General features: G+C 68.6%; 31 protein-coding genes and 1 pseudogene. 11 read left to right on the top strand and 21 right to left on the bottom strand.

The features are described from left to right. Nucleotides 1-169 precede the first annotated feature (169 nt). From W7S_RS20110 to W7S_RS20060, 12 genes and pseudogenes are all read right to left on the bottom strand, one after another. Complete coding sequence (locus W7S_RS20110; protein WP_041298008.1) at nucleotides 170-583, bottom strand: hypothetical protein; 414 nt, start codon at nucleotides 581-583, stop codon at nucleotides 170-172. 391 nt (nucleotides 584-974) lie between these two features. Beyond that, nucleotides 975-1,145, bottom strand: coding sequence for a hypothetical protein (locus W7S_RS27210; RefSeq protein WP_168160325.1), 171 nt, complete (start codon nucleotides 1,143-1,145; stop codon nucleotides 975-977). Next, on the bottom strand, nucleotides 1,142-1,672 hold the full coding sequence (locus W7S_RS20105; RefSeq protein WP_148277774.1) for a hypothetical protein: 531 nt from the start codon (nucleotides 1,670-1,672) through the stop codon (nucleotides 1,142-1,144). Before W7S_RS20105 ends, W7S_RS27210 begins: the two co-directional genes overlap by 4 nt. A gap of 19 nt (nucleotides 1,673-1,691) precedes the next feature. Then, on the bottom strand, nucleotides 1,692-1,988 hold the full coding sequence (locus tag W7S_RS20100) for a hypothetical protein (RefSeq protein ID WP_014712252.1): 297 nt from the start codon (nucleotides 1,986-1,988) through the stop codon (nucleotides 1,692-1,694). Beyond that, entirely contained in the window at nucleotides 1,988-2,344 is a 357-nt protein-coding gene (locus W7S_RS20095) for a hypothetical protein (protein ID WP_014712251.1), read from the bottom strand. Before W7S_RS20095 ends, W7S_RS20100 begins: the two co-directional genes overlap by 1 nt. After that, nucleotides 2,341-2,547, bottom strand: coding sequence for a hypothetical protein (locus W7S_RS20090; RefSeq protein ID WP_148277773.1), 207 nt, complete (start codon nucleotides 2,545-2,547; stop codon nucleotides 2,341-2,343). Before W7S_RS20090 ends, W7S_RS20095 begins: the two co-directional genes overlap by 4 nt. A gap of 235 nt (nucleotides 2,548-2,782) precedes the next feature. Next, complete coding sequence (locus W7S_RS25720) at nucleotides 2,783-4,348, bottom strand: hypothetical protein (protein ID WP_014712249.1); 1,566 nt, start codon at nucleotides 4,346-4,348, stop codon at nucleotides 2,783-2,785. Between the two features lie 273 nt (nucleotides 4,349-4,621). Continuing rightward, entirely contained in the window at nucleotides 4,622-4,831 is a 210-nt protein-coding gene (locus W7S_RS20080) for a hypothetical protein (protein WP_014712248.1), read from the bottom strand. Between the two features lie 251 nt (nucleotides 4,832-5,082). Next, nucleotides 5,083-6,483: a recombinase family protein gene (locus tag W7S_RS20075; RefSeq protein ID WP_014712247.1), complete on the bottom strand. Its 1,401-nt coding sequence runs from the start codon at nucleotides 6,481-6,483 to the stop codon at nucleotides 5,083-5,085. A gap of 35 nt (nucleotides 6,484-6,518) precedes the next feature. Beyond that, nucleotides 6,519-7,793, bottom strand: a pseudogene (locus W7S_RS20070) (HNH endonuclease signature motif containing protein); the annotation flags it as partial. Nucleotides 7,794-7,951: 158 nt separating this feature from the next. Next, complete coding sequence (locus W7S_RS20065; RefSeq protein ID WP_014712245.1) at nucleotides 7,952-8,575, bottom strand: TetR/AcrR family transcriptional regulator; 624 nt, start codon at nucleotides 8,573-8,575, stop codon at nucleotides 7,952-7,954. 3 nt (nucleotides 8,576-8,578) lie between these two features. Then, a complete protein-coding gene (locus W7S_RS20060; RefSeq protein WP_014712244.1) occupies nucleotides 8,579-9,349 on the bottom strand; it encodes an SDR family NAD(P)-dependent oxidoreductase in 771 nt (256 codons plus the stop codon). 42 nt (nucleotides 9,350-9,391) lie between these two features. Between W7S_RS20060 and W7S_RS20055 the strand changes: the two genes are divergently transcribed. Genes W7S_RS20055 through W7S_RS20035 form a run of 5 tightly spaced genes read left to right on the top strand, consistent with a single transcriptional unit; the run spans nucleotide 9,392 to nucleotide 14,059 of the window. After that, nucleotides 9,392-10,636 (top strand): alkyl sulfatase dimerization domain-containing protein, encoded by a 1,245-nt coding sequence (locus W7S_RS20055; protein ID WP_014385646.1) that lies wholly within the window; start codon nucleotides 9,392-9,394, stop codon nucleotides 10,634-10,636. Beyond that, nucleotides 10,633-11,382, top strand: coding sequence for an SDR family NAD(P)-dependent oxidoreductase (locus W7S_RS20050; RefSeq protein ID WP_014380935.1), 750 nt, complete (start codon nucleotides 10,633-10,635; stop codon nucleotides 11,380-11,382). The genes W7S_RS20055 and W7S_RS20050 overlap by 4 nt, the downstream gene beginning before the upstream one ends. Before the next feature lie 4 nt (nucleotides 11,383-11,386). Continuing rightward, nucleotides 11,387-12,577, top strand: a complete 1,191-nt coding sequence (locus tag W7S_RS20045; RefSeq protein WP_014712243.1) for a sulfotransferase — start codon at nucleotides 11,387-11,389, stop codon at nucleotides 12,575-12,577. Continuing rightward, nucleotides 12,574-13,026, top strand: a complete 453-nt coding sequence (locus W7S_RS20040) for a VOC family protein (protein ID WP_014712242.1) — start codon at nucleotides 12,574-12,576, stop codon at nucleotides 13,024-13,026. The genes W7S_RS20045 and W7S_RS20040 overlap by 4 nt, the downstream gene beginning before the upstream one ends. Nucleotides 13,027-13,048: 22 nt before the next feature. Then, the gene (locus W7S_RS20035) at nucleotides 13,049-14,059 is read left to right on the top strand and encodes a zinc-binding dehydrogenase (protein ID WP_014712241.1); all 1,011 of its coding nucleotides are present in this window, start codon (nucleotides 13,049-13,051) and stop codon (nucleotides 14,057-14,059) included. Here W7S_RS20035 and W7S_RS20030 read toward each other — a convergent pair. Continuing rightward, nucleotides 14,046-14,504, bottom strand: coding sequence for an aminoacyl-tRNA deacylase (locus tag W7S_RS20030; protein WP_008259703.1), 459 nt, complete (start codon nucleotides 14,502-14,504; stop codon nucleotides 14,046-14,048). The genes W7S_RS20035 and W7S_RS20030 overlap by 14 nt on opposite strands. A gap of 59 nt (nucleotides 14,505-14,563) precedes the next feature. Continuing rightward, entirely contained in the window at nucleotides 14,564-15,412 is an 849-nt protein-coding gene (locus W7S_RS20025; RefSeq protein ID WP_008259702.1) for an NAD(P)-dependent oxidoreductase, read from the bottom strand. Nucleotides 15,413-15,725: 313 nt separating this feature from the next. Here W7S_RS20025 and W7S_RS20020 point away from each other — a divergent pair, with 313 nt between their 5' ends. Beyond that, nucleotides 15,726-16,388 carry a sigma-70 family RNA polymerase sigma factor gene (locus W7S_RS20020; protein ID WP_008259701.1) on the top strand — a complete coding sequence of 221 codons (663 nt, stop codon included), beginning with the start codon at nucleotides 15,726-15,728 and terminating at the stop codon, nucleotides 16,386-16,388. Beyond that, nucleotides 16,385-16,699 (top strand): mycothiol system anti-sigma-R factor, encoded by a 315-nt coding sequence (gene rsrA, locus W7S_RS20015; RefSeq protein ID WP_008259700.1) that lies wholly within the window; start codon nucleotides 16,385-16,387, stop codon nucleotides 16,697-16,699. Before W7S_RS20020 ends, rsrA begins: the two co-directional genes overlap by 4 nt. Before the next feature lie 5 nt (nucleotides 16,700-16,704). On the opposite strand, the gene W7S_RS27895 is transcribed toward rsrA, so the two are convergent. Further along, nucleotides 16,705-16,779: a 50S ribosomal protein bL37 gene (locus W7S_RS27895; RefSeq protein WP_085976515.1), complete on the bottom strand. Its 75-nt coding sequence runs from the start codon at nucleotides 16,777-16,779 to the stop codon at nucleotides 16,705-16,707. Between the two features lie 259 nt (nucleotides 16,780-17,038). Here W7S_RS27895 and W7S_RS20010 point away from each other — a divergent pair, with 259 nt between their 5' ends. Together W7S_RS20010 and W7S_RS20005 are read left to right on the top strand one after the other, a co-directional pair. After that, complete coding sequence (locus tag W7S_RS20010) at nucleotides 17,039-17,254, top strand: biotin/lipoyl-binding carrier protein (RefSeq protein ID WP_007773063.1); 216 nt, start codon at nucleotides 17,039-17,041, stop codon at nucleotides 17,252-17,254. 50 nt (nucleotides 17,255-17,304) lie between these two features. Further along, on the top strand, nucleotides 17,305-18,804 hold the full coding sequence (locus W7S_RS20005) for a sensor histidine kinase (protein ID WP_014385642.1): 1,500 nt from the start codon (nucleotides 17,305-17,307) through the stop codon (nucleotides 18,802-18,804). A 60-nt stretch (nucleotides 18,805-18,864) separates the two neighbouring features. On the opposite strand, the gene whiB1 is transcribed toward W7S_RS20005, so the two are convergent. Both whiB1 and W7S_RS19995 read right to left on the bottom strand, forming a co-directional pair. After that, entirely contained in the window at nucleotides 18,865-19,119 is a 255-nt protein-coding gene (gene whiB1 / locus W7S_RS20000) for a transcriptional regulator WhiB1 (RefSeq protein WP_003874607.1), read from the bottom strand. A 280-nt stretch (nucleotides 19,120-19,399) separates the two neighbouring features. Continuing rightward, the gene (locus tag W7S_RS19995) at nucleotides 19,400-20,365 is read right to left on the bottom strand and encodes a diacylglycerol kinase family protein (protein WP_014380928.1); all 966 of its coding nucleotides are present in this window, start codon (nucleotides 20,363-20,365) and stop codon (nucleotides 19,400-19,402) included. Between the two features lie 141 nt (nucleotides 20,366-20,506). Between W7S_RS19995 and W7S_RS19990 the strand changes: the two genes are divergently transcribed. Then, on the top strand, nucleotides 20,507-20,938 hold the full coding sequence (locus tag W7S_RS19990) for a hypothetical protein (protein WP_008259694.1): 432 nt from the start codon (nucleotides 20,507-20,509) through the stop codon (nucleotides 20,936-20,938). Here W7S_RS19990 and W7S_RS19985 read toward each other — a convergent pair. Genes W7S_RS19985 through W7S_RS19975 form a run of 3 tightly spaced genes read right to left on the bottom strand, consistent with a single transcriptional unit; the run spans nucleotide 20,890 to nucleotide 23,110 of the window. Then, nucleotides 20,890-21,372 (bottom strand): GNAT family N-acetyltransferase, encoded by a 483-nt coding sequence (locus W7S_RS19985; protein ID WP_014712240.1) that lies wholly within the window; start codon nucleotides 21,370-21,372, stop codon nucleotides 20,890-20,892. The genes W7S_RS19990 and W7S_RS19985 overlap by 49 nt on opposite strands. Next, nucleotides 21,369-22,523: an isochorismate synthase MenF gene (locus W7S_RS19980; RefSeq protein WP_014712239.1), complete on the bottom strand. Its 1,155-nt coding sequence runs from the start codon at nucleotides 22,521-22,523 to the stop codon at nucleotides 21,369-21,371. The genes W7S_RS19985 and W7S_RS19980 overlap by 4 nt, the downstream gene beginning before the upstream one ends. Beyond that, entirely contained in the window at nucleotides 22,520-23,110 is a 591-nt protein-coding gene (locus W7S_RS19975; protein WP_014712238.1) for an acid phosphatase, read from the bottom strand. Before W7S_RS19975 ends, W7S_RS19980 begins: the two co-directional genes overlap by 4 nt. A 113-nt stretch (nucleotides 23,111-23,223) precedes the next feature. Here W7S_RS19975 and W7S_RS19970 point away from each other — a divergent pair, with 113 nt between their 5' ends. Next, nucleotides 23,224-24,024: a ParA family protein gene (locus tag W7S_RS19970; protein WP_009956179.1), complete on the top strand. Its 801-nt coding sequence runs from the start codon at nucleotides 23,224-23,226 to the stop codon at nucleotides 24,022-24,024. A 232-nt stretch (nucleotides 24,025-24,256) separates the two neighbouring features. Here the strand turns inward: W7S_RS19970 and W7S_RS19965 are convergent, their stop codons facing one another. Beyond that, complete coding sequence (locus W7S_RS19965; RefSeq protein ID WP_009956180.1) at nucleotides 24,257-25,483, bottom strand: hypothetical protein; 1,227 nt, start codon at nucleotides 25,481-25,483, stop codon at nucleotides 24,257-24,259. Nucleotides 25,484-25,491: the final 8 nt, after the last annotated feature.

The following is a 25,491-nucleotide window of genomic DNA, read 5'->3' as shown; positions in this document are numbered from 1 at the left end:
TTGTGATTGCAGCCTCACCGTGGACCCCGATACTTGGTCGAAGTCGGATAGTTGTCGTACAGGTTGGGCGGCATCCCACGCGGATCCGCTATCAGGTCTTCCAGCCACTGCAGCCGGCGCTCATCCTCTGGCGACGCCGGCCGCGCTTGGTTGCGCTTCACTCGGGCCATCAGCGCACCGCCCGCAGCCGCGACTCGTCCCGCGCCTTCCGCACGGAATCCCAGCGGCTGTTTGCGGCCCGCTGGTGGCGTTCAGACTTCGCCGGACCCTCGCCGATCTGCACCCGCGCCAGGTGGTCACCGATCGCCTTGTCGCAGGCCCGCAGTTCGGCCGAAATCTTCACGGCCAGGGCCGGGTCGTTCGCGGCCGCGGCGGCGTCCAGGGCGCGCTGCAGCAGCTCGACCCGATCCGCGGCGCGCGAGGCCGCCTCGAGGTGATGGAGTTCGTGTTCGCTCCACTCGTAGTCTTTGCTATCGCCTTCGCTGGCATCTGCAAGGGCGGCGTCCATCGTTGCCCGGAGGGCTTCACCGGCGGTCATTTCACCTCCCGATTCGAATGCTCGTGCGATGGCGATGCTGCGCACCGTCGAACCCGCGTGCGAAGAATGTTCCCGTTGCAATGCACGCAGAGGCACACGCTAAGTCCGGCCGTGGGCGCCGTGACCAGCGGCGGGGTCCCCTCCCCACCCCTCGCACTGTTGTTCGACACACTGCGGGCTCGTCGAGTCGCGCGCGGCCCACCGAGGCGAACGTAGCGCACGTCTGTTCGATGGCAGCCCCGCATGGTCGTCGCCAGCATAGTTTGCTGGCTGATCGGCAATGTTTGCTGGATGGTGCGGGCCGCAGCCGGGCGCGGCTGGCCGGCCATGATCAACCAGCCGCGCCCGCTGGGCAGCTGGGCGACCAGGGCTGCAGCGCACACCCCGCTGAGAGGATGAGCACGCGCCCGCGAGGTGGCCGCCCGAGTCATGTTGCCTAGCCGCCCGCCGCGGCCAACACCGCTGCCTCGTCGGCCCGCTGGGCCTCGTGCAGCTCGGTCGCCCGCCCGGTCGCCTCAGCCCAGCTCGGAAACCACAGCTTGCCGCCGCGGCTCAAACCCTCGAGGTAGGCGGACCCGGCGAATGCGGGGTCACGCCAACGAGTCACATCGACAACCGGGAACCGGCCACGCGGCAGAGCAATTGGTCGCGCAGACGGTACAGGCTGTCGAGGCTCTGTTCGGTCACCGCGGCCGAGGCCACCGCTTCGGCGTCACGGTGCCGCCCAGCGCGCACCAGCGCGTCCAGCGGGATACCGCCAAGCGCAGCAACTGCTGTCAGCTTCTCGATGGCGACGTTTGCCTGCTTCGCGAGCTGGGCGTGGATCTCGTCGCGCGAGCCGTGGATGGCCTCGAGTATCGCATCGGCGGCGCCCATCTTGGCCTTGCCGAGCGCGTCGCGGATCGGCGCGGCGGCAATGTCGGCCAGCGCGATCCGTTCCAGCTCGGCCTGTTCCGCGCCGGCCACAATCGCCGCGGGCAGCGCGTCGGGCGGCGTGAGCCTGAACGCCTCGAGGCGGTCGAGGGTTTCGACCGCGGTGGCAACGGCTTTCGGTGGCTTCACGTCCAGCTCGTTGAGGCGGGACAGCGCCTGGCGGGCGCGGTGGATCAGGCCGGCATCGCGGTGGTAAGACATCATGGCTCCTTGTTGGGTGTTAGTCGTCGCTGTTGTCGTAGGCCACGCCAGAGGCGCGGAGGGCGGCAATCGCGTTTCCGCGGTCAGAGGGTGCCGCCCCGACCGTCAGGCGGCCGCGGCCGGACGAATCCAGCGGGCGAGGTCCGGCGACCATGGTGACGGTCGCTGCGGCCCGGTGGGCGCGGATGGCGGCTGCGGCGCGCACCTTGGCGTCGGGGTGCTGCTCGGGCGGCCGGACGCGGGCGCACAGGGCGTCCCAGTCGGCGGGGTCGAGCGCAGCGAGCTGCCTCTCGATTTCGGGGTCGATGTCAACCATCAGGCTGCTCCGTTCATTTCTGCCGCGAAGTCGCGGACCTGTTCGGCGTCGAACACCAGCCGATCGCCGACGAGGCGGCCGCCGAGGTCGTCGCGGTGCCGCGACACCCACTTCTGGCTTCGTCCGAGGATTTTCGCCGCGAGCCGCGTTCCGATCGTTTCGTCTGCATGCTCCGATTGTCGCTCCCCGCAGTCGCATTCCGTCCTCGTGAGGACATCGGGGTTGGCGATCGCGTAGTCGAGTTTGTCGCGCACGAACCACAGCGACGCGGGCGCATTCGGCACGTACCGCAGCAACTCACTCACCGCGAACGAACACGCCCGGAGGTCGGTTTCGTCCAGGAACCGTTCATTCACGAGGCCACCGCCGGTTGCTTACTGGGTCGGCGGTAGTCCCGGGCGCACTTGCGGCAGCATCGGTGAAGGTATCCGGCCGCGTCTATCTGCCAGCCTGTGTTGTCGTGGTCGAACTCGTGGCCGCGGACGCAGTGGGTTTTCAGGAAGTTGGTCTTGGCCAGCCCGCGCCGCGGGCCGATCTGGCGAAGCGGTCGGTCGGTCATGATTCGGCCCCCGCGTTCCATGGCGCGGTGGGAATGTCTGCGCGCCACACGCTAATTCGCGGTGGAGGTTTTACTGAGCCCTCCCCTAAAATCACGCCGCTACCCCCTAGGGGGTAGCGCGGTGCGTGTTTTTTGGGAGATAGGGCCGTTTGAACAGTCGCGTGATTTTGCGTGATTTTCTGACCAGCGCTTTTGGTCTGCCGCGTGATTTTCGTGATTTCTGCGTGTTTTTCCATCAGAACAACCCCGCGTGATTTTCCGCGTGATTTTCCGCGTGATTTTCTGAGACGCTCCACGTCGCGCTGCGGCCACGTCCTCGGCCGCCCGGATCAACCACGGCGAGGCGTCCGGTTTCGGTGAGCTGCCCGATGTTTCGGCGGGCGGCTTCGCGTTGCGAACGGGTCGGTGGTGTCTCGCTTCCGACAGCGGCCGCGAGGTCATCGGCGGTGAATGGTCCCGTGAGCGTGCGGGCCGCGTCGAAGTAGCGTTCGGCTTGGACGTCGAATGTGGTGGCGTCGGGGCTGTCGGTCGTTACGCGCCAGTCGGCGACGCCTGTGCCCGGGTGCGGCGGGTCGAGGACGAATGTGCCCGCGAACTGCCGCCGGCCTTCGCGCTTCGGGCAGTGCGCCCGGAGGCCGCCTGGCCGGTCCTTGTTTATCCATAGGGCCGCCATACCGCCGTGGCCGGGCGTGAACGTCTGCTGGCGCACCAGGTTGATGGACACCCCGCTGACGGCGCGGCGTTTGGCTATGGTGCCGCTGGCCCCGTATTTGCGGGAGTCGGGGTTCTTGGCTTGGTGGTCGAGCCAGATGACGGCCGCGCCGCCGTCCTCGAGCGGCTTGGACACCATCCGCATGACGCGGGTGTAGTCGTCCGTGTCGTTGGAGTTGGCGCTGAATAGCGGCATCAGCTCGCCTACGCAGTCGCCAATCACCAGCGTGGCCCATCCGGCGCAGTCGGCGACCACCCGGAGTGTTTCGTCGGCGTCGGCGGGTTCGATGTGACGAAAGCGGTTGCGGCCAGCCAGCGCTGCCGGGTCGGCGCCGAGCATGGTTAGGCGTTGCGCGGTTTCCTCGGGGCCGTTGTTGTCGAGGTCTAGGAATAGGACGTTGCCGCCGTTGCGGAGTTCCCCGACGGCGGCCGCGAGTGCGACCATTGTTTTCCCGTCCTCGGGGTCGCCGTGGAGGTCGTTTCGCTTGCCGCGGTAGAAGATCGCTACCTCGTCGGTGCGGGTCAGCACCGATGGTTTGGGCGGGTCGGGCAGGCCGCCGTTGAGCAGCGCGCCGAAGTCGGTGTACCGGATGGGCTCAGGTTCGGCGGTGTCGTCGGACGCGGCGACCGGGCGACCGACGCCGTATCCGAAGTCTGTTGCGTTGTATTCGGTGTCGCCGGGGTCTTTGTAGGCGGGGCCGTATTTGTCGGCGCCGTTGCGGGCGGACCTGAGTGTTGATTCGTCTTTGTGGGTGTCGGTGCCGCCGGCGCGCCGCACTGCGTCTTTCATGGTGTCGGTGACGATTTGGCGGTCCAGGCCGTGCGCGTCGGCTACCCGGTAGGCACGTAGGGCCTTGATGTTGAGGGTGTCGTTGATCGCCCCTCCGGGCGCCATGGCGACTTCGCCGGCGAGCCGGTTGAGTGTGGCGACGGCGTACGCCTGGTCGGTGCCGGCCGCGTCAGGGATGGGTGTACGGCGGCTGGCTGGCCGTTGCCTGTTGTTCGGGTGGTTCGGGGAATCCTCTGGGTAAAGCCAACCCTCGACTTGCTCCTTGCGGGTGGGGTTGTTCTCGTATGCGACGTCTGTCATGCCGCACCTCGCCGCATCTCGTCGGCGAGGCGTTGCACTGTGCCGCCGGCGATTTCGTAAAAGCCGGGGCAGCTGGCCGCCTTCCGCGCCATTCGGATGAGGTTGGCGCGGAAGGCGTCTGTTGCGTTAGACTGAAGGTCCACATGTCGAGAGACGATCTCGGGATTGCGGCCCTCGGAAACGGGGGCCGCTTTTCGTTGTGGGGTTGTCACGGTCGGGGGTTCCTTCGGGATTCGGTGCAGCCAGGGTCCGAAGTGGTTGGGGCTCAGCGCGCTAGGCGGCGCCGGCCAGGATCGCGCTGAGCTTGTCGACCTGCTCAGGCGTCGCCGGGGGTGCGGCGTCCACAACGCGCCGAATGTGTTCGGCGAGTTGTTCGTATGCGAGGTCGCGGCGGGCGTTGATGAGGTCGGGGTCGTCGGCGGGTCGTGCGTGGAAGCCGGCAACCCGGGCGCGCGCTCTAGCTACGTCGGGTGCAATGGACATGCGGAAGTAAGCCTTTCGGACCAAGTTTCAACTACCTTGGAACCAAGGGAAATTCGTTGCGTGCGTTACGTGTTGGGGATCGCCTTGGTTATGCTTCGCACTTTATGCGCTACCGCCGTTGGCATTGTCTAGTCTTTGTCACTGCAACGGCGCAGTGGGCGACACCTCGCGGCATACTCCGGGTATCCCCGCAGCGTAGACCGCAGGGCCACCGACACGGGCAGGCGACACCCCCGCGACCACAGCAAATATCAACGGCGCCAGTCGACGTCGACCGTGGTCGGGTCGATATACAGCTCCGCGGGCAGCCGCCCCCGCCCAGCCCGCCGCAAGCGGACCACCGCCAGCGCGTCGATCGCCGAGCGTTGTGCCATCAGCGATGCGCCGCGGAACGCCGCGGCCGGGTCCGGGGCGGACAGGATCGACCCGAGCGCGGCGCCGCCGCGGCGGGCCGCGAGCTTCTGGTCAACCTCGGCCAGCTCGACCTGCACGCGCTGCTTGGCCGCCTTCCAGCGCTTCGCGTCGATGTCGCCGCGGTCGTAGTCAGCGTCGATGACCGCCAGGCGCTTCCGCAGCCGCTCTGACTCCGCGACGACCGGGGCCATATCCTCGGTGGGCGGCGCCAGCAGGCGCGCGAAGTCCTTGCGGCCCAAGCGTTCAGCGATCACGTCGATCACGTAGCGATCGACGTGCTTGTGCTCGCGGGTCAGGTGCCCGGGGCAGAGGTATTTTCCGCCGTTGCCGGTCTGTATCGGGCCGCGGCAGGTGTCGCACACGAACAGGCTCGATCCGAGGTAACGGCGGTCGGTCCCAAAGCGGTTCGACTTCCGTGACGGGTCGGACAGCCGCGCCTGGATGACGTCGAAGACCTCGGGCGTCACGATCGGCTCCCACTTGCCGCGGATCCGGTTACCGTCGCCGTCTGTGGCGATCTCGCGGCGATAGACGGCCCAGCCGGCATACCGCGGGTTGGTCAGCATGTCGCGGACGGTGCGGACGTTCCACGGCCGGCCGCGGCGGGTGGGCACACCGTCGGCGGTCAGCTTGGCCGTGATGGAGCGCAGCGAGCCGCCGGCATCGAACGCCCGAAAGATGCGGGCCACGACCGCGGCCTCGTCTGCCACGACGTCGCCGGTGGTGGTGTATCCGTACGGGGCCGGGCCGTGGGGGACGCCGCCGTTGTGGGCGTGGCGGCGCAGCGCGGCGACGTGGCGCTCGGACTTGATCCCGATCTCCATCTCGGCGACGGAACCGAGGACGTCGATGACCATGCGGCCGCTCGCCGTCGTCGGATCCATGTCGGAGCCTTCCACGAGGGCGATGATGACGCCCTGGTTGCGGCACGCTTCGACCAGCTCGAGCCGCTCCCGCGGGTTGCGGGCGATGCGGTCCATGTGGCGGGCCACCACAGCGTCGACTTCGCCCCCCTTGACGGCCTCGAGCATTTGATAGAACGCCGGCCGGTGCTTCTTCCCGGTCCCGGTGATGCTGTTGTCGACGAACACGCCGGCCAGCGTCCAGCCGCGGCGTTCGATCAGCTCGCGGGCCGATTCCTCTTGGCCGCCAACGCTGGTGGCCTCGCCGGTCTGGTCGAGGCTGACGCGGGCGTAGATCGCGGCGCGCCGTGGGCGATGTCTTGACGTGGTGGCCATACCCAGTACTATAGCGTTTGTTGACGGTGGAGTTAATCGGTGTCGCCGCGGGTGTTTTTGCGGGTGGTCCAGCCGCCGGGGTCGAGCATGCGGTGATGCGGGCCGCAGGCGAAGGTGAGGTCGTTGATGTCGGTGCTGTGGCAGGTGGCGTAGTCGGTGACGTGATGGACTTCGCAGTAGTAACCCGAGACGGTGCAGCCCGGGGCGGTGCAGCCGCGGTCCTTGGCGTACAACACGATTCGTTGCCCCGGGGAGGCCAGCCGTTTGGTGTGGTTGAGCGCCAGGGCCTTGCCCTTATCGAAGATGGCCAGGTAGTGATGCGCGTGGCGGGCCAGGCGGATCACCTCACTCATCGGCAGGATGGTGCCGCCGCCGGTCAGGGCTCGCCCGGCGGCGGCCTCCAACTCGGCCAGGGTGGTGGTGACGATGATGGAGGCCGGTAACCCGTTGTGCTGCCCCAACTCCCCGGAAGCCAACAGCCCACGCAGCGCCGCCAACAAGGCGTCGTGGCCGCGCTGAGTAGCCGAGCGCGTATCACCGTCGATGGCGGCCTGGCTGGGCGCGCCATCCACACACGGCATCTCATCAAGCGGGTTGCACATGCCCGGGGCGCCGAGTTTGGCCTCCACGGCTTCCAGCGTGGCGCGTAGTTCGGGGGTGATCAGGCCCCGCAACTCCGACATGCCGTCGGGTCGTTGGCGGCCCAGGGTCACCCCGCGGCTGCGGGCGCGGTCCTCGTCGGTGAAGAGGCCGTCGGGATTGAGGCAATCTTGCAGGACGTGGGCCAGGCCGTCGAGTTCGTCGGGCCGGTGATACGCGGCGTGGCCGGCGAGGTCGGCTTCGACGCGCTCGCGGGTGGCCGAGTCGATCCAGCCGGGCAGGCGGCGAAAGAATCGGCGGATCACCGCCACATGGGCAGCACCGAGTTCACCGCGGGCCTGGGCGGCGGCGGTGGCCGCCAACACCGGGGGCAAGGGTTCACCGGTCAGGCCGTGGCGTGGGCCCAGATCGGCGGCGTCTTTGATGCGCCGGCCGGCCTCGGTGTGGCTGATCCGCAGGCGGTCGGCGATCGCCTGGTCGAGTTTGGCGCCGAGTTCTTGGATGCTGGCCTGGCGTGCCAGGTGGTTGATCAACGCATGCTCAGGCACGTGCAATCGGCGGCGCGCCTTTTCGCAGCGCTCCAACAGCGCCAGGCACTCCCGCGGGGCCAGCGCATCAAAACTGAGCCCCGCCACGCCCTCGATGGCGGCATCGAGGGCGTCGAAGGCCGCGCTGATCGCGTCCCGATCGATGATGCCGCCCGAACTCATACCCGTCAAACTATCGAGGGCCACCGACAGAAAACCCCGCATTGTGGCCACTGAAACAACAGTGGCACAAGGGATTTCAATATACGTTTCCGATATCCGAAAACCTGGTCAGGGTAGGGCAAGGAAGGGGATGACGCGCTCGCCGCCAGCCGAGACCCTCAATCCCGCTGCGCCGCGAGCGCCACGGCGGTGGCCACCGCCTCCAGCAGGCGGGTGAGTTGCTCGGCGTCGCCGACGGTGCGGTCGCCGGCGGCCAGCCGGGTGAAGATGCCGGCGATGAAGGTCGTGACGGCGGTGGTCTGCGCGGCCAGCAGTTCGGGGTCGCGGGTGTCCGGCTGCAGATGGGCGATGGCGTCGCGGGCCATCGCGTTGATCCGGGCGACGAACACCTGCGCCGTCTCGGCCAGATCGGGATCGCGCGCGGCGCCCAGCAGCAACTCGTGGCGCGCCCGGTTCAGCATCAGCCCGGTCCCGTCGGCCTGCATCATGGTCAGCCGGGCCAGGTGCGCGAACGGCGAGACCGGGTCGACCGGCTCATCGATCACCGACTGCAAATTGGCGACGTCGATCTCGGCCACCCGCTTGCCGACGCCGCGCAGCAGGGCCGCGCGGGTGCGGTAGTAGTACGACGTGGTGCCCTCGGGGACGCCGGCGCAGCGGTCGACCTGTCCGTGGGTGAGGCCACGCGATCCGTGCTCGGCCAGCACCCGGATCGCCGCGTCGCACAGGTCGCGGCGGCGTTCATCGCCGTCGCGCTTGCGGGATCTCGTACTGGCGGCCATGGGTCACCGAAGGACGGTGCCGCCGTCGATGTTGACGACCTGACCGTTGATCCACTCGCCCTCCCTGGACAGCAGGAAGGCGACCAGCGCGGCGATGTCGCCGGGCTCGCCGACGCGCGGTCCGCGAATGCGCTTGAGCGCGCCGGCCTCCAGGTCCGGCCACTGCGGCACCGAGCGGATGGTCTCGGTCGCGGTGAAGCCGGGCGCGACCGCGTTGCACCGGATGTTGTCCTTCCCCCACCGCGACGCGACGTGGCGAGTGAGCGCGCCGATGCCTGCCTTCGCGGTGGCATAGGCCGGGCGCGCGGGCTCTCCTTGGAACGCCGCCGCCGACGACATGTTGACGATGGCCCCGCCGCCGCGGTCCAGCATTCTCGGGATGGCGTATTTCATCGCGGCCACATACCCGCGCAGGTTCACCGCCATCACCCGATCCCAGACGTCGAAATCGATGTCCACCACGTCGGTGTCGGCCCGGATGATGCTCATGTCGGCGCCCACGTTGAACAGCAGGTCCACGCTGCCGAAAGTCGTTGCGGCGGTGTCGATCAGCGCCGCGACCGACGCGGGATCCGCCAGGTCGAAGGCCACGTGCGTCGCCGCGCCGCCGGTCGCGGCGATGCGTTCGGCCGTCCGCCGCGCGCAATCGTCGGCGACGTCGCCGACGATTACCCGGCAGCCTTCGCCGGCGAGACGGGCGGCCGTCGCCGCGCCGATGCCGGTGGCGCCGCCGACCACGACCGCCACCTTGTCGATCAGACCCTGCAATCCCATGGATATTGACTTTACCTCTAGAACTGTAGAGGATCGCCAGTCATGGCTGGGATTCATCGGGAGCGGCCCGGGGCCGGCGACCTGTCGGCGGCGACGGACACGCCCGCGCTGGCCCTCGGCGACGGCGTGTGGATGTCGCCGGGCGTCTCCAACGCCTACGCGGTGGCCACCGACGAGGGGCGGGTCATCGTCAACAGCGGGCTGGTCTTCGAGGGGCCGCTGCACCGCAAGGCTTTTGCCAAGGTGCCGGGCCCGACACGGGCCATCATCGTCACCCAGGGGCACGCCGACCATTGGGGCGGGGTGAAGGCGCTGCGCGACGAGGGCACCAACGTCGTGATGCACCGCAACTACCGGTACTGGCGCGACGACAACACACTGCTCATGGGCTACCGGGTGCCCAAGACGTCGTTCGCCTTCCAGAAGTTCTCCGACGCCGTGCTCGAGCACTTCAAGACCCTCGACCCCGCGACCATCGACTTCTCGTTCCCCGAGCCGACGACGACCTTCGACCAGCGCCACAACATCACCGTCGGAGGGCGTACCTTCGAGCTGGCGTGGACGCCGGGCGGCGAGACCACCGACGCACTGGTGGTGTGGCTGCCGCAGGAGCGAATCCTGTTCACCGGCAACCTGTTCGGCCCGCTATTCGGGCATGTCCCGAATCTGATGACCATCCGCGGCGACCGCTATCGCGATCCCATTCTCTACATCGAGTCGTTGAACACCGTGCTCGACTACGGACCGCAGCGGCTGATCACCGGCCACTTCGACCCGATCGAGGGCGCCGACCGCATCGCGGAGGAAGTCAGCGCGATGCGTGACGCCATGCAGGCCGTGCACGACCGCACCGCCGAACTGATGAATTCCGGCGCCGACGTCCATACCGCGATGCGCGAGGTCACCGTGCCCGAGCACCTCGACATCGGTGAAGGGTACGGCAAGACCTCGTGGAACGTGCGCGCCATCTGGGAGATGTACACCGGGTGGTTCCGGCATCGCTCCACCACCGAACTGTATGGGATCGCACCGGATTCCGTTGCGGCCGATGTGGTGAGCGCCGCCGGGGCCGACGCGCTCGTGGACGCGGCCCGCGCGCACCTGGCGGTCGGGCGGCCGGTGCAGGCCATCCACCTCACCGACCTGATCCTGGCCGCCCAGCCGTTGCACGCGGCGGCACGTGCCGTCGCCGCCGAAGCCCACGAGGCGCTGTTGGCCGACGCCGACAACTTCTGGGAAAAAGCGTGGCTCACCAAATCCATCAACGAACTGAGGTCACCCGAATGAACACCGTCAACTTCGATTTCACCGGCGCCACCGTGCTGGTGACCGGCGGCACCAGCGGCATCGGCAACGCCATCGCCGCCGCATTCGCCGGGGCGGGCGCGGCCGTCACCGTCACCGGCACCCGCGGGTCCGCCACGGACTATTCCGAGACGGATCTGAGCGCCTACACCTACCGCCAATGCCAGATACAGGACCCGAAATCGGTTGACGCCCTGGCGGATTCGCTGGGTGAACTGGACATCTTAATCAACAACGCCGGCGGCCCCTACCCGGCGGGTGACGAATACGACCCGGACGGATACGTCGCGTCGGTGACGCAGAACATGTTCGGCCCGATGCGGCTGACCATGCGCTGCCATGACCTGCTCAAGTCCAGCCAGGCTCCCGGCGGGGCGAGCGTCGTCAGCGTCGTGTCGATGTCCGCGTTCCGCTCCGCCGTGTTCGTCCCCGGCTACGCCTCGTCGAAGATGGGCCTGCTCGCCCTCACGATGAACCTGTCGCGGCGGTGGGCCAACGACGGGATCCGGGTCAACGCCATCGCACCCGGCCTCATCGACACCCGAATGACCCACCCGGCCATGGGCATTCCCGAGGTGATGGACGTCGAGATCGGCTTCCACACGCCCCTGGGCAGGCCCGGCACGCCCCAGGACTGCGCCGGCGCGACGCTGTTCCTGTGTACCGACGCCGCCTCGTACATCACCGGCACCACCATCGCCGTCGACGGCGGATACCTGACGGTCTGAAACGATGAGCGACAACAACTTCGACAACGTCTCGACCACCGACGACGTCTTCAAGCTGGCCGCACAGCGCACCGGCCTCACCGAAATCGATTCCGATTCTTGGCGAGACGGCCTGGCCATCATGCTCGACGAGCTCAACAGTTCGGCCGCGTTCACCCCCTTCGGCCGCGAACGGGTCCTCACCGACGCCACCGACGCGCTCGGGCGGCGCATGCAGGTCCACGCCTACATCCAGGAGCACCCCGAAGTCCTCGACGCGCCCGTCGAGCGACCGCTGATCGTGCTGGGCATGCCCCGCACTGGAACCACGGTCATCAGTTACCTGCTCGACCAGGATCCGGCCCGGCGCTCGCTGCTGCACTGGCAGTGCGTGCACCCGATCCCGCCGGCCACCACCGAGGCGCTGCGCACCGACGCGCGCTGCCTGGCCCTGCTGGAGGAACAGCGCAAGATTTTGGACATGGTCACGCAGGCCAAAGTGCCGCTGCCGCACTGGGAAGACGCCGATGGGCCCACCGAGGACATGTTCATCCACAATCAGGATTTCAAGGGGCTGTCCTGGGACTCGTTCCTGTCGACCTCGCGCTACGCCGAATGGCTGTTCCACGAGGCCGACATGACCAGCACGTACGAATATCAGAAGCGTTACCTGCAGGTGTTGCAGTCCACCGCGCCCGGCAACTGGAGCCTCAAGATGCCGTCGCATTCGGTGCACATCGAGGCGCTGCTCAAGGTGTTCCCCGACGCCCGGCTGATCTGGGCGCACCGGGACCCCTACAGGGCGACGGGGTCGCTGTGCAACCTGTGGAAGCTGCCCAAGGGGATGGTGCTGCATCCCGATGCCATCGACCTGAATGCCATGGGGCGCAACGCCATGGCGCAGATGCGCTACCACGTGGAGCGGCCGCTGCGCGCCCGCGATCGCATCGGCGACGAGCGCTTCTTCCATATGTACTACCACGAGATGATGCGTGACCCGATGGACGTCATGCGGCGCATCTACGAATGGGCCGACGAGCCGCTGACCGCAGAAACCGAAGCGCGGATGCGCAATTGGCTCGCCGGGCACCCCCAGGACCGGTTCGCGCTCAATGCCTACACCCTCGACCAGTATGGCCTGACCGTCGAAGCGCTCGAACCGATCTTCGCCGAATATCTCGATACGTTCGACATCGAACTGGAAGGCACAGCATGAATCCGGCGGACTGCTACCACACCGGGCTGGTGGTCGACGATATGGCCGCCGCCGCCGAACGGCTCACCAGGGCGATGGGGTACCGGTGGACGAAACCGGTCGATGCCGCGTTGAGCGTGGCCACCGCGGCGGACGGCGACATCGAAGTGCCGTTCCGCTTTGTGTACTCGGTGGACGCACCGCACCTGGAGCTGATTCAGGCGGTGCCCGGCACGATCTGGACCCCGCCGCCCGGGGGCGGCGCCCACCACCTCGGCTACTGGGTCGACGACATGGCCGGTGCCGCAGCGCAGCTCGAACGCAGCGGGTACCGGCTGGAGGCGCGACCCAGCGGCGAGACGCTGTCGATGTTCGCCTACTACGTCGACCCGGCCGGAGTCCGCATCGAGATCGTGGACCGGGCACTGTTTCCCGACTGGCCGGGGTTTCTGCAATCCATGGCGGCTTGACCGTAAGACCAAGGAGTCACCGATGAAGATGTCAATGGTCACCGGCCCGGGCAAGGCCGAGGTGCTCGACGCCGAGCGTCCCGCGGTGGGCCCCAACGACGTACTGGTCCGGATGCGCGCCTGCGGCATCTGCGGCTCGGACGCCTTCTACATCACCATCGGCGGGCTGCCCCCGCGCCAGGGACACACGCCGCTCGGACACGAGCCCGCCGGGGAGATCGCCGAGGTCGGCGCGAAGGTGAGCGGCCTGGCCGTCGGCGACCACGTCGTCATCAACCCGATGGCCGCCCCGAGCGGCATCATCGGCAACGGCGGGCCCAGCGGCGCGCTCGCCGACTACCTGCTCATCGAAAACGCCGTCCGCGGAACGAGTCTCGAGGTCATCCCCGACCACGTCCCGTGGGAGGTCGCGGCGCTCAACGAGCCGATGGCCGTCGCGCGCCACGGCGCCAACCGGTGTCGACCCAAGCCGACGGACAAGGTCGCCGTGTTCGGCGCCGGACCGATCGGCCTGGGCGCCACGCTGGCCTTCAAATCCCTTGGCGTGAGCCACGTCGTCGTCGTGGACCTGCTCCCCGGCCGGCTGGACAAGGCGCTGCAGATCGGCGCCGACGCCGTCATCAACTCCGCCGACGAGGACGTCGTGGCGCGGCTGATCGAACTGCACGGCGCGGGCGATTCCATGTACCCCGGGAAGGCCGGCACGAACATCTATCTCGACGCGGCCGGTGTGCCCGCCGTCGTCAACACCGCGCTCGCCGCGGCGCAAAAGGGCGCCACCGTCGGCATCGTCGGCGTCCACAAGGAGCCGGTGCCCGTCGACCTCATCAACCTGATGAGCAACGAGATCACCCTGCTCGGGAGCATGGGCTACCCCGACGAAATCTTCGAGGTGACCAAGGATCTCGTCGCGAACTGGGAGAAGTACGCGCTGATCGTCAGCCACACCATCCCGTTCGGCAGCGTCGGTGAGGCGCTCGAGCTCGCCCAGACTCCGGGCGCCGCGGACAAGGTCGTCGTCACGTTCGGCTGATGTCGGCGGTGATCGCGCCGGTGAGGCGGATCAGGTCCCGGGGCGCGACCGCGACGTCATAATGCCGCTTGCCGGCGCTGCACAGGATCCGATCCCAGCGCAACGCGGAGGCGTCCAGGACCGTGCGGAGCCGCTTGCGCTGACCGAACGGCGAAATGCCGCCCACCACATAGCCGGTGGCCCGCTCGGCGGCGGCCGGCTCGGCCATGACGGCCTTGGGCACACCCAGCGCCGCGGCGACCGCCTTCAGCGACAACCGCCACGGCACCGGCACGATCGCGACGGCCAGCTCACCCGGCAGGGCGACGATCAGGGTCTTGAAGACCTGTTCGGGCGCGACGTCGGACGACTCGGACAGGTCGGTGACCGCGTCGAAGTGCAGAACCTGGTGCGGCACACCGGCTTTCATCAACGCGGCGATGCCCGGAGTGGCCGCGCCGCCCACCGGCTACCTCCGCTGGTCGTGACCCGCGGCGCCCGGCTGCGCCGCGCTTGCGATCACGACTAGGGCCCCGAGTACCCCGGCGGGTTGACGCCGTCGACCCAGAAGTCCACGCCCAGCTTCGAACCCGGCACACAGTCGTATGTCGAGAGGTCCTTGACGCCGGATTCCACCAGCACGTCCTCGCACAGCAGCATGTTGCCGGTGTACTCCCTGGACGGCTTGTTGAGGACGACGTAGGCGGCGTCCGAGTACACCTCGGGCTTGCGGGCCCGGCCCATCGCCTCGTCGCCGCCGAGCAGGTTCTGCACCGCGGCCGTCGCCACCAGCGTGCGCGGCCACAGCGTGTTCGACGCGATGCCCTCGTCCCGCATTTCTTCGGCGATGCCCAGCGCGCACAGCGTCATCCCGAACTTGGCCATCATGTACGCCGTCGGCTTCAACCACTCGCGGCCCAGCAGCACCGGCGGCGACAGCGTCAGGATGTGCGGGTTCTCGCGGCCCTTCAGATGCGGGATGCATGCCTGCGACACCGCGTACGTGCCCCGCACCTGGATGCCGTTCATCAGGTCGAACCGCTTCATGGGCACCTCGGTGACCGAACCCAGGTTGATCGCCGACGCGTTGTTGACGCAGATGTCGATGCCGCCGAACTGCTCGACGGTCTTGGCCACGGCCGCCTCGACCGAATCGGGGTCGCGGACGTCCCCGACGATCGGCAGGGCCTGCCCGCCCGCCTCTTCGAGCTCCTTGGCCGCGGTGAACACCGTTCCCGGCAGCTTCGGGTGCGGCTCGGCGGTCTTGGCGATCAGGGCGATGTTGGCACCGTCCTGCGCGGCGCGCTTGGCGATCGCCAGGCCGATGCCGCGGCTGGCGCCGGAGATGAACATGGTCTTGCCATTCAGGGACATGGCGTCACACTAACGCCACGCCGGAATCGGTCCGATCGGGGTCTACGCCGGGGAGCGGGCACCGATATCGCGGGCCGAATTCCGCCCGGAAATAGCCGGATCGCGCGCGCGGTTGATCCAATTGGTTTTCGATGCGGTGGATCACACCCGGGCAAAAGCTGTCGGGGTGAGCCTTTAGATTGGGAGGAGCAGCGTGGTGTCAACGGCGACGAGCCTGTTAGGCGAGGAGCAGTTGGCTGGCGTCCTTGCGAGTCCGGTGGCACTTTCGGTGCTTTCCGGTAACACCGCAGCAGAAGGGACCGGGTTAATCGATATGGCCGATTCTCTAGATGGCCGCGATAGCGCGGCGGGGCCGTCCATCACCGAACCCGCGGCGCCCGAAGAGACGGACGCGGAACTGACGGCGCGGTTCGAGCGCGACGCGATTCCCCTGCTGGACCAGCTTTATGGCGGTGCGCTGCGCATGACGCGGAATCCCGCCGACGCCGAGGATTTGCTGCAAGAGACGATGGTGAAGGCCTACGCGGGCTTCCGCTCGTTTCGCGCCGGGACCAATCTCAAGGCGTGGCTGTACCGGATCCTGACCAACACCTACATCAACAGCTACCGCAAGAAGCAGCGCCAGCCCGCGGAGTACCCGACCGAGGAAATCACCGACTGGCAGCTGGCCGCCAATGCCGAGCATTCCTCCACCGGGCTGCGTTCGGCCGAGGTGGAGGCGCTGGAGTCGCTGCCGGACTCCGAGATCAAAGACGCGCTGCAGGCCTTGCCGGAGGAATTCCGGATGGCGGTCTATTACGCCGACGTCGAGGGATTTCCGTATAAGGAAATCGCGGAAATCATGGACACGCCCATCGGAACGGTAATGTCACGGCTGCACCGCGGTCGACGGCAACTGCGCGGCCTGTTGGCCGACGTTGCCAAGGAGCGGGGCTTCAACCGCGGTCAGCAGGCGCACGAGGAGGTGTCGTCATGAGCGAGTTCGCCGGCCAGGGCGGTGCTTCGGCGGATGCCTGCCCCAACGACGAGTCCCACGGCAGCGTCGGCTGCGCGGAGGTCATCCGCCAGGTCTGGCTGCTGCTCGACGGTGAATGCGGCCCGGATACCCGCGAACAACTGCGCAGGCATCTCGAGGCGTGCCCCGGCTGCTTCAAGCACTACGGGCTCGAAGAGCGGATCAAGGCGTTGATCGCCACCAAGTGCAAAGGCGAGAGGGCCCCGGAGGGCCTGCGCGAGCGGCTACGGCTCGAGATTCGGCGTACCACCATCATCCGGGGTACGCAGTAGCGTCCTCAGGAATTGGGCCGCTTGCCGTGGTTGGCCTTGCTGTGCTTGCGGTCGCGCTTCTTACGGCCTCGTTTGGCCATGGGTCGAACCTCCGTTGATTGCTGTCAAACCAGGCGCCTGGCGCCGGTTGGCTTGTCGTCCAGTCTCTCATGAGACGCGCCGCGCACTGTCTTCGCCCTGGTGCGGCCCGCGGGAGGGGCCGGGCGCCGTCGTCGCGGTGGGGCCTGTGGTTCGATGTAGGCGACCTGATAGAACGTTGATGGACCAACCAGCGATGGACCAACAACCAGCGATGACCAGCGGCCAGCCTGCGCAGAGGCCGAAACGAGTGGGGTGAAGATGGCCGAGGATGTGCGCGCCGAGATCGTGGCCAGCGTGCTCGAAGTCGTTGTCAACGAGGGTGATCAGATCGGCAAAGGCGACATCGTGGTGCTGCTGGAGTCGATGAAGATGGAGATTCCCGTCCTTGCGGAGGTCGGCGGCACCGTCAGCAAGGTGAGCGTGTCGGTGGGCGACGTCATTCAGGCGGGCGACCTCATCGCGGTGATCAGCTAGCCGGTCGGGCCCTTCGACCAGCCGCCGGGGAACGACCCGGGGAGTAAGCGATGTCAACTCTCGGTGATCTGCTCGCCGAACACACCATGCTGCCGGGCAACGCGGTCGACCATCTGCATGCGGTGGTAGGGGAGTGGCAGCTGCTGGCCGACCTGTCGTTCGCCGACTACCTGATGTGGGTGCGTCGCGACGACGGCGTGCTGGTGTGCGTGGCGCAATGCCGCCCCAATACCGCGCCCACGGTGCTACAGACCGATGCGGTGGGCACCGCCATCGCCTCCGAGCGGCTGTCCCTCGTCGCCGACACCTTCGCGTCGGGCACCGCCAAGAGGGATGACGTTGCGGGTCAAGAGAATTCGTGGTTGCCGGGCACGCACGTCGAGGCGTCCCCGGTGCGCTACGGCGGCCAGGTGGTCGCCGTGCTCACGCATCATCAGACCGCGGTGGCCGCCGACCGCGCGTCCGGCCAGTTGGAGATCGCCTACCGGCAGTGCGCCGGCGACCTCGTCCACATGCTCGCCGAGGGCACCTTTCCCGACGCGGGGGACGTCGTGATGTCGCGCTCCACCCCCCGGGTCGGCGACGGCTTCATCCGCCTCGACGTCAAGGGCGTCGTCGACTACGCCAGTCCCAACGCGCTGTCGGCCTACCACCGCATGGGCCTGACCGCCGACCTGGAGGGACACAACCTCATCGAGGTCACGCGCCCGCTGATCTCGGATCCGTTCGAGGCGCAGGAAGTGGCCGAGCATGTGCGGGATCTGGTGGCCGGCGGGCGCAGCATGCGCATGGAGGTCGACGCCGGGGGAGCCACCGTGCTGCTGCGCACGCTGCCGCTGGTGGTCGACGGCGCCAGCGCCGGCGCGGCGGTGCTGATCCGCGACGTCACCGAGGTCAAGCGCCGCGACCGGGCCCTGATCTCCAAGGACGCCACCATTCGCGAAATCCACCACCGGGTGAAGAACAACCTGCAGACCGTCGCGGCGCTGCTGCGCCTGCAGGCCCGCCGCACGGCCAACGCGGAGGGGCGGGAGGCGCTCATCGAGTCGGTGCGCCGGGTGTCGTCGATCGCGTTGGTGCACGACGCGCTGTCGATGTCGGTGGACGAGCAGGTCAACCTCGACGAGGTCATCGACCGAATCCTGCCGATCATGAACGACGTGGCCTCGGTGGACCGGCCGATCCGCATCAACCGGGTCGGCGATCTGGGCGTGCTGGACTCGGACCGCGCGACGGCGCTGATTATGGTGATCACCGAGCTGGTGCAAAACGCGATCGAGCACGCCTTCGACCCGGCGGTCGAGGAAGGGTCGGTGACGATTCGGGCCGAGCGCTCCGCGCGCTGGCTGGATGTTGTCGTGCATGACGACGGCCGGGGGCTGCCTGACGGCTTCAGCCTCGAGACCTCCGACAGCCTCGGGCTGCAGATCGTGCGGACGCTGGTGTCGGCGGAACTCGACGGCACCCTGGGGATGACCCAGGCCCCGGCCCGCGGCACCGACGTGGTGCTGCGCGTCCCGATCGGTCGGCGGACCCGAATGCTGCTGTAGGCACACGCAAGAGTGCGGCCCCGACAATCGTCGAGGCCGCACCGTTTTGCGTTATCTGGGTTAAACCCCGCTGCGGGCTTTCGTCCGGGCGTTGCGACGCTTCAGCGCACGCCGCTCGTCTTCGCTCATGCCGCCCCAGACGCCCGAGTCCTGGCCCGTGTTCAGGGCCCAGCCGAGGCACTCTGTCGTCACCGGGCACCGATTACAGACCAGTTTCGCGTCAGCGATCTGCGCGAGCGCCGGACCACTGTTCCCCACCGGGAAGAACAGCTCCGGGTCTTCGTCGCGACAGACCGCCTTGTGGCGCCAATCCATACGTCTTTACTCCTTACTGAGTGCGCAGCAAGGCGCACGGCTATTTTCTTCGGCTGTTAAACGCGTGCAGAAGAAAAGGGGCCGCACCCCTACGTAATTTCTGCATGCAACCTTTTGATCGTTTCACAGGCTCAACAGATGTCAATAGTGTGAGTTCGCTCGTGGGCTATCTCACTTTGATCATCTCGTAGTCAAGCCCTTACTCCGTTGTACTACACTGGCGGGCCTCTCCCCGCCCGTGTTGGTGTCGCGTGCGCCACAGCCCACGCGTTGCCGCAGGTCAGCGTCGTTTTTGCTGAGGAGGGGCGGCCACCGCCAGCGCGTCGGGCACCGACTTGAACGTCATGGTTTCGCGCACGCCGAGGTAATCCCCGTCGAACTGGCAGGCGACGGGGCCCCCGGTCGAGGTAACTCGCACGCACGGCAGGTCGTCCTCGGTGACGAGGTGCTTGAAGTTGAACGTGGGCCGTTTTGCGAACATCTGCCGGACGATCCGCAGGGTCGGGATCGTCTTCAGGTTGGTCGGCGCGAACACCCCCAGTCCCGACTCGAAGCTGCAGCCTGGGTTGGTCCACACCGGCCGCTCGTTGGCGAACGTCCATGGGCTGGAGTTGGAAACGAACGCGAAGCTCACCCCGGTGATGGGTTCGCGGCCGGGAAGTTCGAGCGTCAGCATCGGCTCGCGGCGGGTGTAGGCCCACACGGCCGGCACCGATGCGCGGATGTAGCGCCACGCGGTGACCTTGCCGCCCTTGCTGCGTTCGGCCTCGACCGCGGCCACCACCTCGGCGTCGACACCCATGCCGGTGTTGAACACGGCCCACCGCTCGCCGCAGTCGATCAGGCCGATCCGGCGCCACGTGCCGCGCCGCTGGTAGTCGTCGAGCAACTGGATGAGCTGGTTGGTGGCCGCGACCGGATCCGCAGAGATGCCCAGCGATCGCGCCAGCACGTTCGCCGAACCGCCGGGCACCACGGCCACCGCGGGCACCGGGCCGCTCGGAAGCGTGCCGGGGCGGCCGAGCAGACCGTTGACCACCCCGCTCACCGTGCCGTCGCCGCCGTGCACGACCACCAGGTCGACGCCGTCGGCGACGGCCTTCTGCGCGAGCTCGGTGCCGTGCCCGCGGTGGTTGGTGTGTTCGACGCTGAGCTGTAGCCGGCTCTTGAGGGCGTGGGCCAGCAGATCGCGACCGGCCGGCGTGGTGGAAGTGGCTGTGGGGTTGACGATCAGCACGGCCCGCATGAAGCACGAGCTTAGGCGGTGCGACGATGCGCGCCGCAGAGCGGCGTGAGGAGGAGCGCCGCGATCGGGTTAGGCGGTGCGACGATGCGCGCCGCAGAGCGGCGTGAGGAGGAGCGTCGCCGCCCTGACTACGCTGGCGCTGTGACGCCGCCATCCGCCCCGACCGCCGTCCGCCGCGCCGGCGTCGTCGTCGCCGTGCAGGGGGTGGCCGCGCTGATCGTGGCCGTGGTCCTAGTGGTGCGCGGGATCGCCGGGGCCGACCAGCACGTGGCCAACGGTCTGGCCACCGCCGGCTGGTTCGTCCTCGTCGGCGCCGGGGTGATCGCCGCGGGCCGAGCGCTGATGCTGGGCAAGCGCTGGGGCCGCGGCCTGGCCGTGATCACCCAGCTGCTCCTGCTGCCGGTGGCGTGGTACCTCGCGGTCGGATCACACCAGCCCGGCTACGGGATCCCGGCCGGGCTTGTCGCGCTGGTCGTGTTGGGGTTGCTGTTCAGCCCGGCCGCGGTGCGCTGGGCCGCCGGCGGTCAGGGCGACTCCGCCAGCCACGCCAACTGCGACCCCGACAGCCGGTAGGTGGTCCACTCGTTCTGCGGTTCCCCGCCGATCCCGTCGTAGAGCGTGATGGCGTCGGTGTTCCAGTTCAGCACCGCCCAGGACAACCGGGTGTAGCCCTGCTGCACGCATTCGTTGGCCAGCGCCGCGAGCAGCGCCCGGGCCAGCCCGCGGCGGCGAAATCCCGGGCGCACGAACAGATCTTCCAGATAGATGCCGGCCACACCGTCCCAGGTAGAGAAGTTGACGAACCAAAGCGCCATCGCCGCGACCTCGCCGTCCACCTCCGCCACGTGTCCGTACACCGTCGGGCGGTCACCGAAAAGCGCTGCGGATATTTGTGTTTCGTTGACAGTGCACTGATCGGCGGCGTGCTCGAATTCGGCCAGCGCGTGGATCATTTCGGTGATGGCGGCGACGTCGTGGGGCGCGGCGCGACGGATGTCTGTGGTCATCGTTGGGCTTCTAGGGCGTTGAGTATCGTGGCGAATTTCGTTGTGGTCTCGGCGACTTCGTCGTCGGGATCGGACTCGGCGACGATACCGCCGCCGGCGCGAGCCAGCGCGCTGCGCCGGTCCGCCGACAGCTGCGCGCAGCGCAGCGACACCACCCAGCGGCCGTCGCCGGCGGCGTCGCACCAGCCGACCGCCCCCGCGTAGAACCCGCGGTCGCCCTCCAGCTCGGCGATCAGCTGGACCGCCGCCTCGGTCGGGACGCCTCCGACGGCCGGGGTGGGGTGCAGCGCCAAAGCCAAATCGATTGCGCTCGTTGAGGTATCGCGAAGCCGTCCGCTGATCGGCGTGCACAGGTGCCAGACCGCGGCGGTGCGGCTCAGTTGCGGCTCGGCGGCGATCGACAGGTCGTCGCACAACGGCTGCAGGGCCGCCCGGATCGTCTCGATCACCAGCTGATGCTCGTGCCGGTTCTTGGCTGAGGCGGCCAGCGCGGCGCCGTTGGCGGCGTCGGCATCCGGGTCGGCGGCCCGCGGGGCCGACCCCGCGAACGGCCGGCACTCGACGCGGTCGCCGCTGCGCCCCACCAGGAGTTCGGGGCTGGCGCCCACCAAGGCCACGCCCGCGTAGCCGTCGCCGGCGGCGCTCAGATCGACGAGGTAGCCGTAGGCCGCCGGGTCCGCGGCCACGAGCCGGCGCAGGACGGCCCGCGCATCCATGGGGGCATCGGTCACCAGCTCCAAGGCGCGCGCCAAGACCACCTTGTGCAGCGGGTTGTCGGCTGCGGCGAGCTGATCGCGGGCGCGGCGGATCCGGTCGCGGTAGTCGCCCGGCGGCGGAAGCGCCGCGGCCACCCGCACCGGCGGCAGCGGGCCCGTCGGCCAGTCCGGGAGTCCGTGGGTGACGTCGACGGCGCGCGGCGTCAGCAAAGCGGCCGGGCTGCTGACGTCAAAAGGCAACGCGCCCAATACAATCGGCGCCTGATTCGACCGCAGCGCCGCCTGCGCCGCGCCCACGTCGCAGTAGCGCCGCAACACGCCGTCGGCGATCAGGGTTCGGGTCGGCCCGCACAACGCGAACGGCGGTTCGTGATCTAGATGCTCGACTCCTTCTCGCGCCGCTGCGCGGCGCGCATCGTCGTCTTCGCGATTCACTGGCCGGTCAACCCGAGCGCCCGCAGCTGCCGCACCCCGTGCTCGAACCCGCAGACCGCGATCGACGCGGTGATCATGCCGAAGCGACTGCCCTCGACGAGCGGCAGTTCGACCCAGCGGGTGATCACCGCGCGCGAGAAGTGGCCGTGGCTGACGAAGACCACGTCGCGCGACTCCATGTGCCGCAGCGCTGTCGTGACCGCCGCGTCGGCGCGCTCGCTGACCTGTGCGACGCTCTCGCCGCCCGGACATCCGTGCGTCCACACCAGCCAGTCGGGCACCGACTCCCGGATCTGTTCGGTGGTCAGGCCCTCATAAGAGCCGTAGTCCCACTCGGCGAGCTGTTCTGTCACGTCGTCGACGGACAATCCGGCCAGCTCGCCGGTGACCAGCGAGCGTCGCCGCGGGCTGCTGATCACCAGTGGGTCAACAAGTTTGAGCTCGCCCAGCACCCCGGCGGCCAGCTGGGCCTGGTCACGGCCGGCATCGGTCAGCTCGACCTCGGTGCGGCCGGTGTGCTGGCCAGACTTCGACCACTCGGTCTCGCCGTGGCGCAGCAGCACCAAACGGTGATCATGCAAGCCCATAGAGAATGATTCTGCCGGACGACATGCGGTGGCTGCCGGGCCCGAGCGCATGGTGGACGAACATGCCAGGATGGCACTGTGAGCGCGCGGCGATGCGGAGGGGCGGGCGGCCAGTGAGTAGGACCCGGGTATTGGCGGTGGCCAACCAGAAGGGCGGCGTCGCCAAGACGACCACCGTTGCCTCGCTGGGGGCGGCGATGGTGGAGGAGAAGAAGCGGGTCCTGCTGGTCGACCTCGACCCGCAGGGCTGCCTGACCTTCTCTCTCGGCCAAGACCCGGACAAACTCCCGGTCTCCGTGCACGAGGTATTGCTCGGCGAGGTCGAGCCCAACGCCGCGCTCGTTGAGACGGCCGAGGGAATGACGCTGCTACCGGCCAACATTGACCTGGCGGGCGCCGAGGCCATGCTGCTGATGCGGGCAGGGCGCGAATACGCGCTCAAGCGAGCGCTGGCCAAACTCGCAGACCGGTTCGACGTGGTGATCATCGACTGTCCGCCGTCGCTGGGTGTGCTGACCCTCAACGGGCTGACGGCCGCCGACGAGGTCATCGTGCCGCTGCAGTGCGAGACGCTCGCGCATCGCGGTGTGGGCCAATTCCTGCGGACGGTCGCCGATGTCCAGCAGATCACCAATCCGGAGCTGCGCCTGCTCGGCGCGTTGCCGACGCTGTACGACTCGCGCACCACCCACACCCGCGACGTGCTGCTCGATGTCGCCGACCGCTATAGCCTGCCGGTGCTGGCCCCGCCGATTCCGCGCACGGTGCGTTTCGCTGAGGCCAGCGCCTCGGGTTCGTCGGTGATGGCGGGCCGCAAGAACAAGGGCGCGTCGGCGTACGGCGAGTTGGCGACGGCGCTGCTCAGGCATTGGAAGAACGGCAAGCCGCTGCCGACGTTCGCGGTCGAGGTCTAGCGGCGATCGCCCGCCCGGCGCTCAGCGCCGAGCCGCAATCTTGAGTGTGAACTGACGGCTTTGAGTGTGAACTGGCGGCGCGCCCGATCGGCGTGTCGCCGCCGCAGATTCACACCGAAAGCCAACGATTCACACTCGACGGGCCCTAGGCTGCCCGACGGGCTAACTCGGGCGACGGCCGTCGCGGCCCGATGGGCTAAGACGCCCGGGCGGCCGTCGCCGCCCCGAACGCTCAGCCCAGGGCGACCACGGTGTCGCCGCGCTGCTCGAACACCCGCGACCCCGACACGGCCGGGACCACCGCCCTCCCGGGTGGCGGGGGATTGGCCGCACGGTCGACCGGAATGTAGCGTTCGCCGGTCCCGCTGACCGGGTCGTAGACGCCGATCGCGCCGGTGACGGGCACCAGCAGCCGGCCCGCCATCATTACCCCCGGCCCCAGCGGCGCCGTCTTGTCACCCGCGGCGATGGTGTAGCGCAGCGCCAGGGTGTTCACGTCGAAAACCATCAGCGAATCGCCGGTCCACCAGGTCATCAGGCTGCCGGCGTGCGAGACCGCCGCCGAGCGCGACGGCGGCTTGGGCAGCAGGGTGCTCGCCACGGTGGCGCCGGTTTCGTCGATCACGTCCACCCGGGGCTGGGGCGCCGGCAGGTACACCGCGGTGGTGGTGTCCCGGACTGCCAGCACCCGGGCACCCGAATCGGGCGCGATCCCCGGCTCGGCCACGACGTGTTGCTGGGGTTCGTCGTCGTCCTTGCCCGGCCGGAGCAGCACCAGGCGCAGGTCGGCCTGATTCGCGCAGCTCTCCAGCACCGAGACCGCGGACGAGCTGGCCGCGGCCGAGATCAGCCTGCAGCCGGAGTGCAGCCCTCGCGACGACGGCTTCACCCGGGCGTCGGTCTCGCCGTAGGCCACCATCCGGACCATGTCCGAGCGCCACAGCTCCAGGCGGGTGTCACCGACCGACAAGACGGTCATGCCGTCGGAGGAGAGCCGCACCCGCGGGTCGGCGTAGCCACTGCGGGCGGGGCCGCGGTGACCGGTGGAGCCGTCCAGGGTGCTCACCTGCCCGCAGCCGCGGTCGTCGCGGTAGACCCCGACGGCGTAGCGGTACAGCCACGAGACTCCGCAGAGGCTGGTGTCGCGGGCGTAGCTCCAGCGGGACTGGCCCGTGCCGGCGTCGCGCCCGTCGATCCGCACGCCCGCACCGGTGACGACCACCCCGCCCACCACCACCGGCTCGGTGGTGGCCGGACTGGAGGCGGTCCACAGTTGTTTCAGGCCGGCGGGAACCTGCCGGGCCGGGCTCGGGTTGGGCGCCGGGACGGCGGCCGGGCGGCTGCTGGTGGCCCGCGCGTCGCTGGTCCACCAGATGAGGGCCGCCGTCACCGCGACGACGACCGCGATGGTCGCGGCGGCCAGGATGTCGCGCTTGGTCCGGCGCTCGGGTCTGACCATGCGTGGCG

This window comes from Mycobacterium sp. MOTT36Y (assembly GCF_000262165.1).
Taxonomy (GTDB): Bacteria; Actinomycetota; Actinomycetes; order Mycobacteriales; family Mycobacteriaceae; genus Mycobacterium; species Mycobacterium intracellulare.
The sequence above is the reverse complement of the archived record's forward strand: the minus strand, read 5'-3'. Positions and strand labels throughout refer to the sequence as shown.

Coding starts and splice junctions, on each gene's coding strand:
- W7S_RS20065 (WP_014712245.1), bottom strand. CDS start 8,575: ATGGCCGCCAGTACGAGATCCCGCAAGCGCGACGGCGATGAACGCCGC.
- W7S_RS20035 (WP_014712241.1), top strand. CDS start 13,049: ATGAAGATGTCAATGGTCACCGGCCCGGGCAAGGCCGAGGTGCTCGAC.
- rsrA (WP_008259700.1), top strand. CDS start 16,385: ATGAGCGAGTTCGCCGGCCAGGGCGGTGCTTCGGCGGATGCCTGCCCC.
- W7S_RS19965 (WP_009956180.1), bottom strand. CDS start 25,483: ATGGTCAGACCCGAGCGCCGGACCAAGCGCGACATCCTGGCCGCCGCG.
- whiB1 (WP_003874607.1), bottom strand. CDS start 19,119: ATGGATTGGCGCCACAAGGCGGTCTGTCGCGACGAAGACCCGGAGCTG.
- W7S_RS20010 (WP_007773063.1), top strand. CDS start 17,039: ATGGCCGAGGATGTGCGCGCCGAGATCGTGGCCAGCGTGCTCGAAGTC.
- W7S_RS20080 (WP_014712248.1), bottom strand. CDS start 4,831: ATGTCCATTGCACCCGACGTAGCTAGAGCGCGCGCCCGGGTTGCCGGC.
- W7S_RS20050 (WP_014380935.1), top strand. CDS start 10,633: ATGAACACCGTCAACTTCGATTTCACCGGCGCCACCGTGCTGGTGACC.
- W7S_RS20025 (WP_008259702.1), bottom strand. CDS start 15,412: ATGTCCCTGAATGGCAAGACCATGTTCATCTCCGGCGCCAGCCGCGGC.
- W7S_RS19995 (WP_014380928.1), bottom strand. CDS start 20,365: ATGCGGGCCGTGCTGATCGTCAACCCCACAGCCACTTCCACCACGCCG.
- W7S_RS19985 (WP_014712240.1), bottom strand. CDS start 21,372: ATGACCACAGACATCCGTCGCGCCGCGCCCCACGACGTCGCCGCCATC.
- W7S_RS20075 (WP_014712247.1), bottom strand. CDS start 6,483: ATGGCCACCACGTCAAGACATCGCCCACGGCGCGCCGCGATCTACGCC.
- W7S_RS20020 (WP_008259701.1), top strand. CDS start 15,726: ATGGCCGATTCTCTAGATGGCCGCGATAGCGCGGCGGGGCCGTCCATC.
- W7S_RS20100 (WP_014712252.1), bottom strand. CDS start 1,988: ATGGTTGACATCGACCCCGAAATCGAGAGGCAGCTCGCTGCGCTCGAC.
- W7S_RS20060 (WP_014712244.1), bottom strand. CDS start 9,349: ATGGGATTGCAGGGTCTGATCGACAAGGTGGCGGTCGTGGTCGGCGGC.
- W7S_RS20055 (WP_014385646.1), top strand. CDS start 9,392: ATGGCTGGGATTCATCGGGAGCGGCCCGGGGCCGGCGACCTGTCGGCG.
- W7S_RS20090 (WP_148277773.1), bottom strand. CDS start 2,547: ATGACCGACCGACCGCTTCGCCAGATCGGCCCGCGGCGCGGGCTGGCC.
- W7S_RS19975 (WP_014712238.1), bottom strand. CDS start 23,110: ATGGGCTTGCATGATCACCGTTTGGTGCTGCTGCGCCACGGCGAGACC.
- W7S_RS20045 (WP_014712243.1), top strand. CDS start 11,387: ATGAGCGACAACAACTTCGACAACGTCTCGACCACCGACGACGTCTTC.
- W7S_RS20005 (WP_014385642.1), top strand. CDS start 17,305: ATGTCAACTCTCGGTGATCTGCTCGCCGAACACACCATGCTGCCGGGC.
- W7S_RS25720 (WP_014712249.1), bottom strand. CDS start 4,348: ATGACAGACGTCGCATACGAGAACAACCCCACCCGCAAGGAGCAAGTC.
- W7S_RS20040 (WP_014712242.1), top strand. CDS start 12,574: ATGAATCCGGCGGACTGCTACCACACCGGGCTGGTGGTCGACGATATG.
- W7S_RS20105 (WP_148277774.1), bottom strand. CDS start 1,672: ATGTCTTACCACCGCGATGCCGGCCTGATCCACCGCGCCCGCCAGGCG.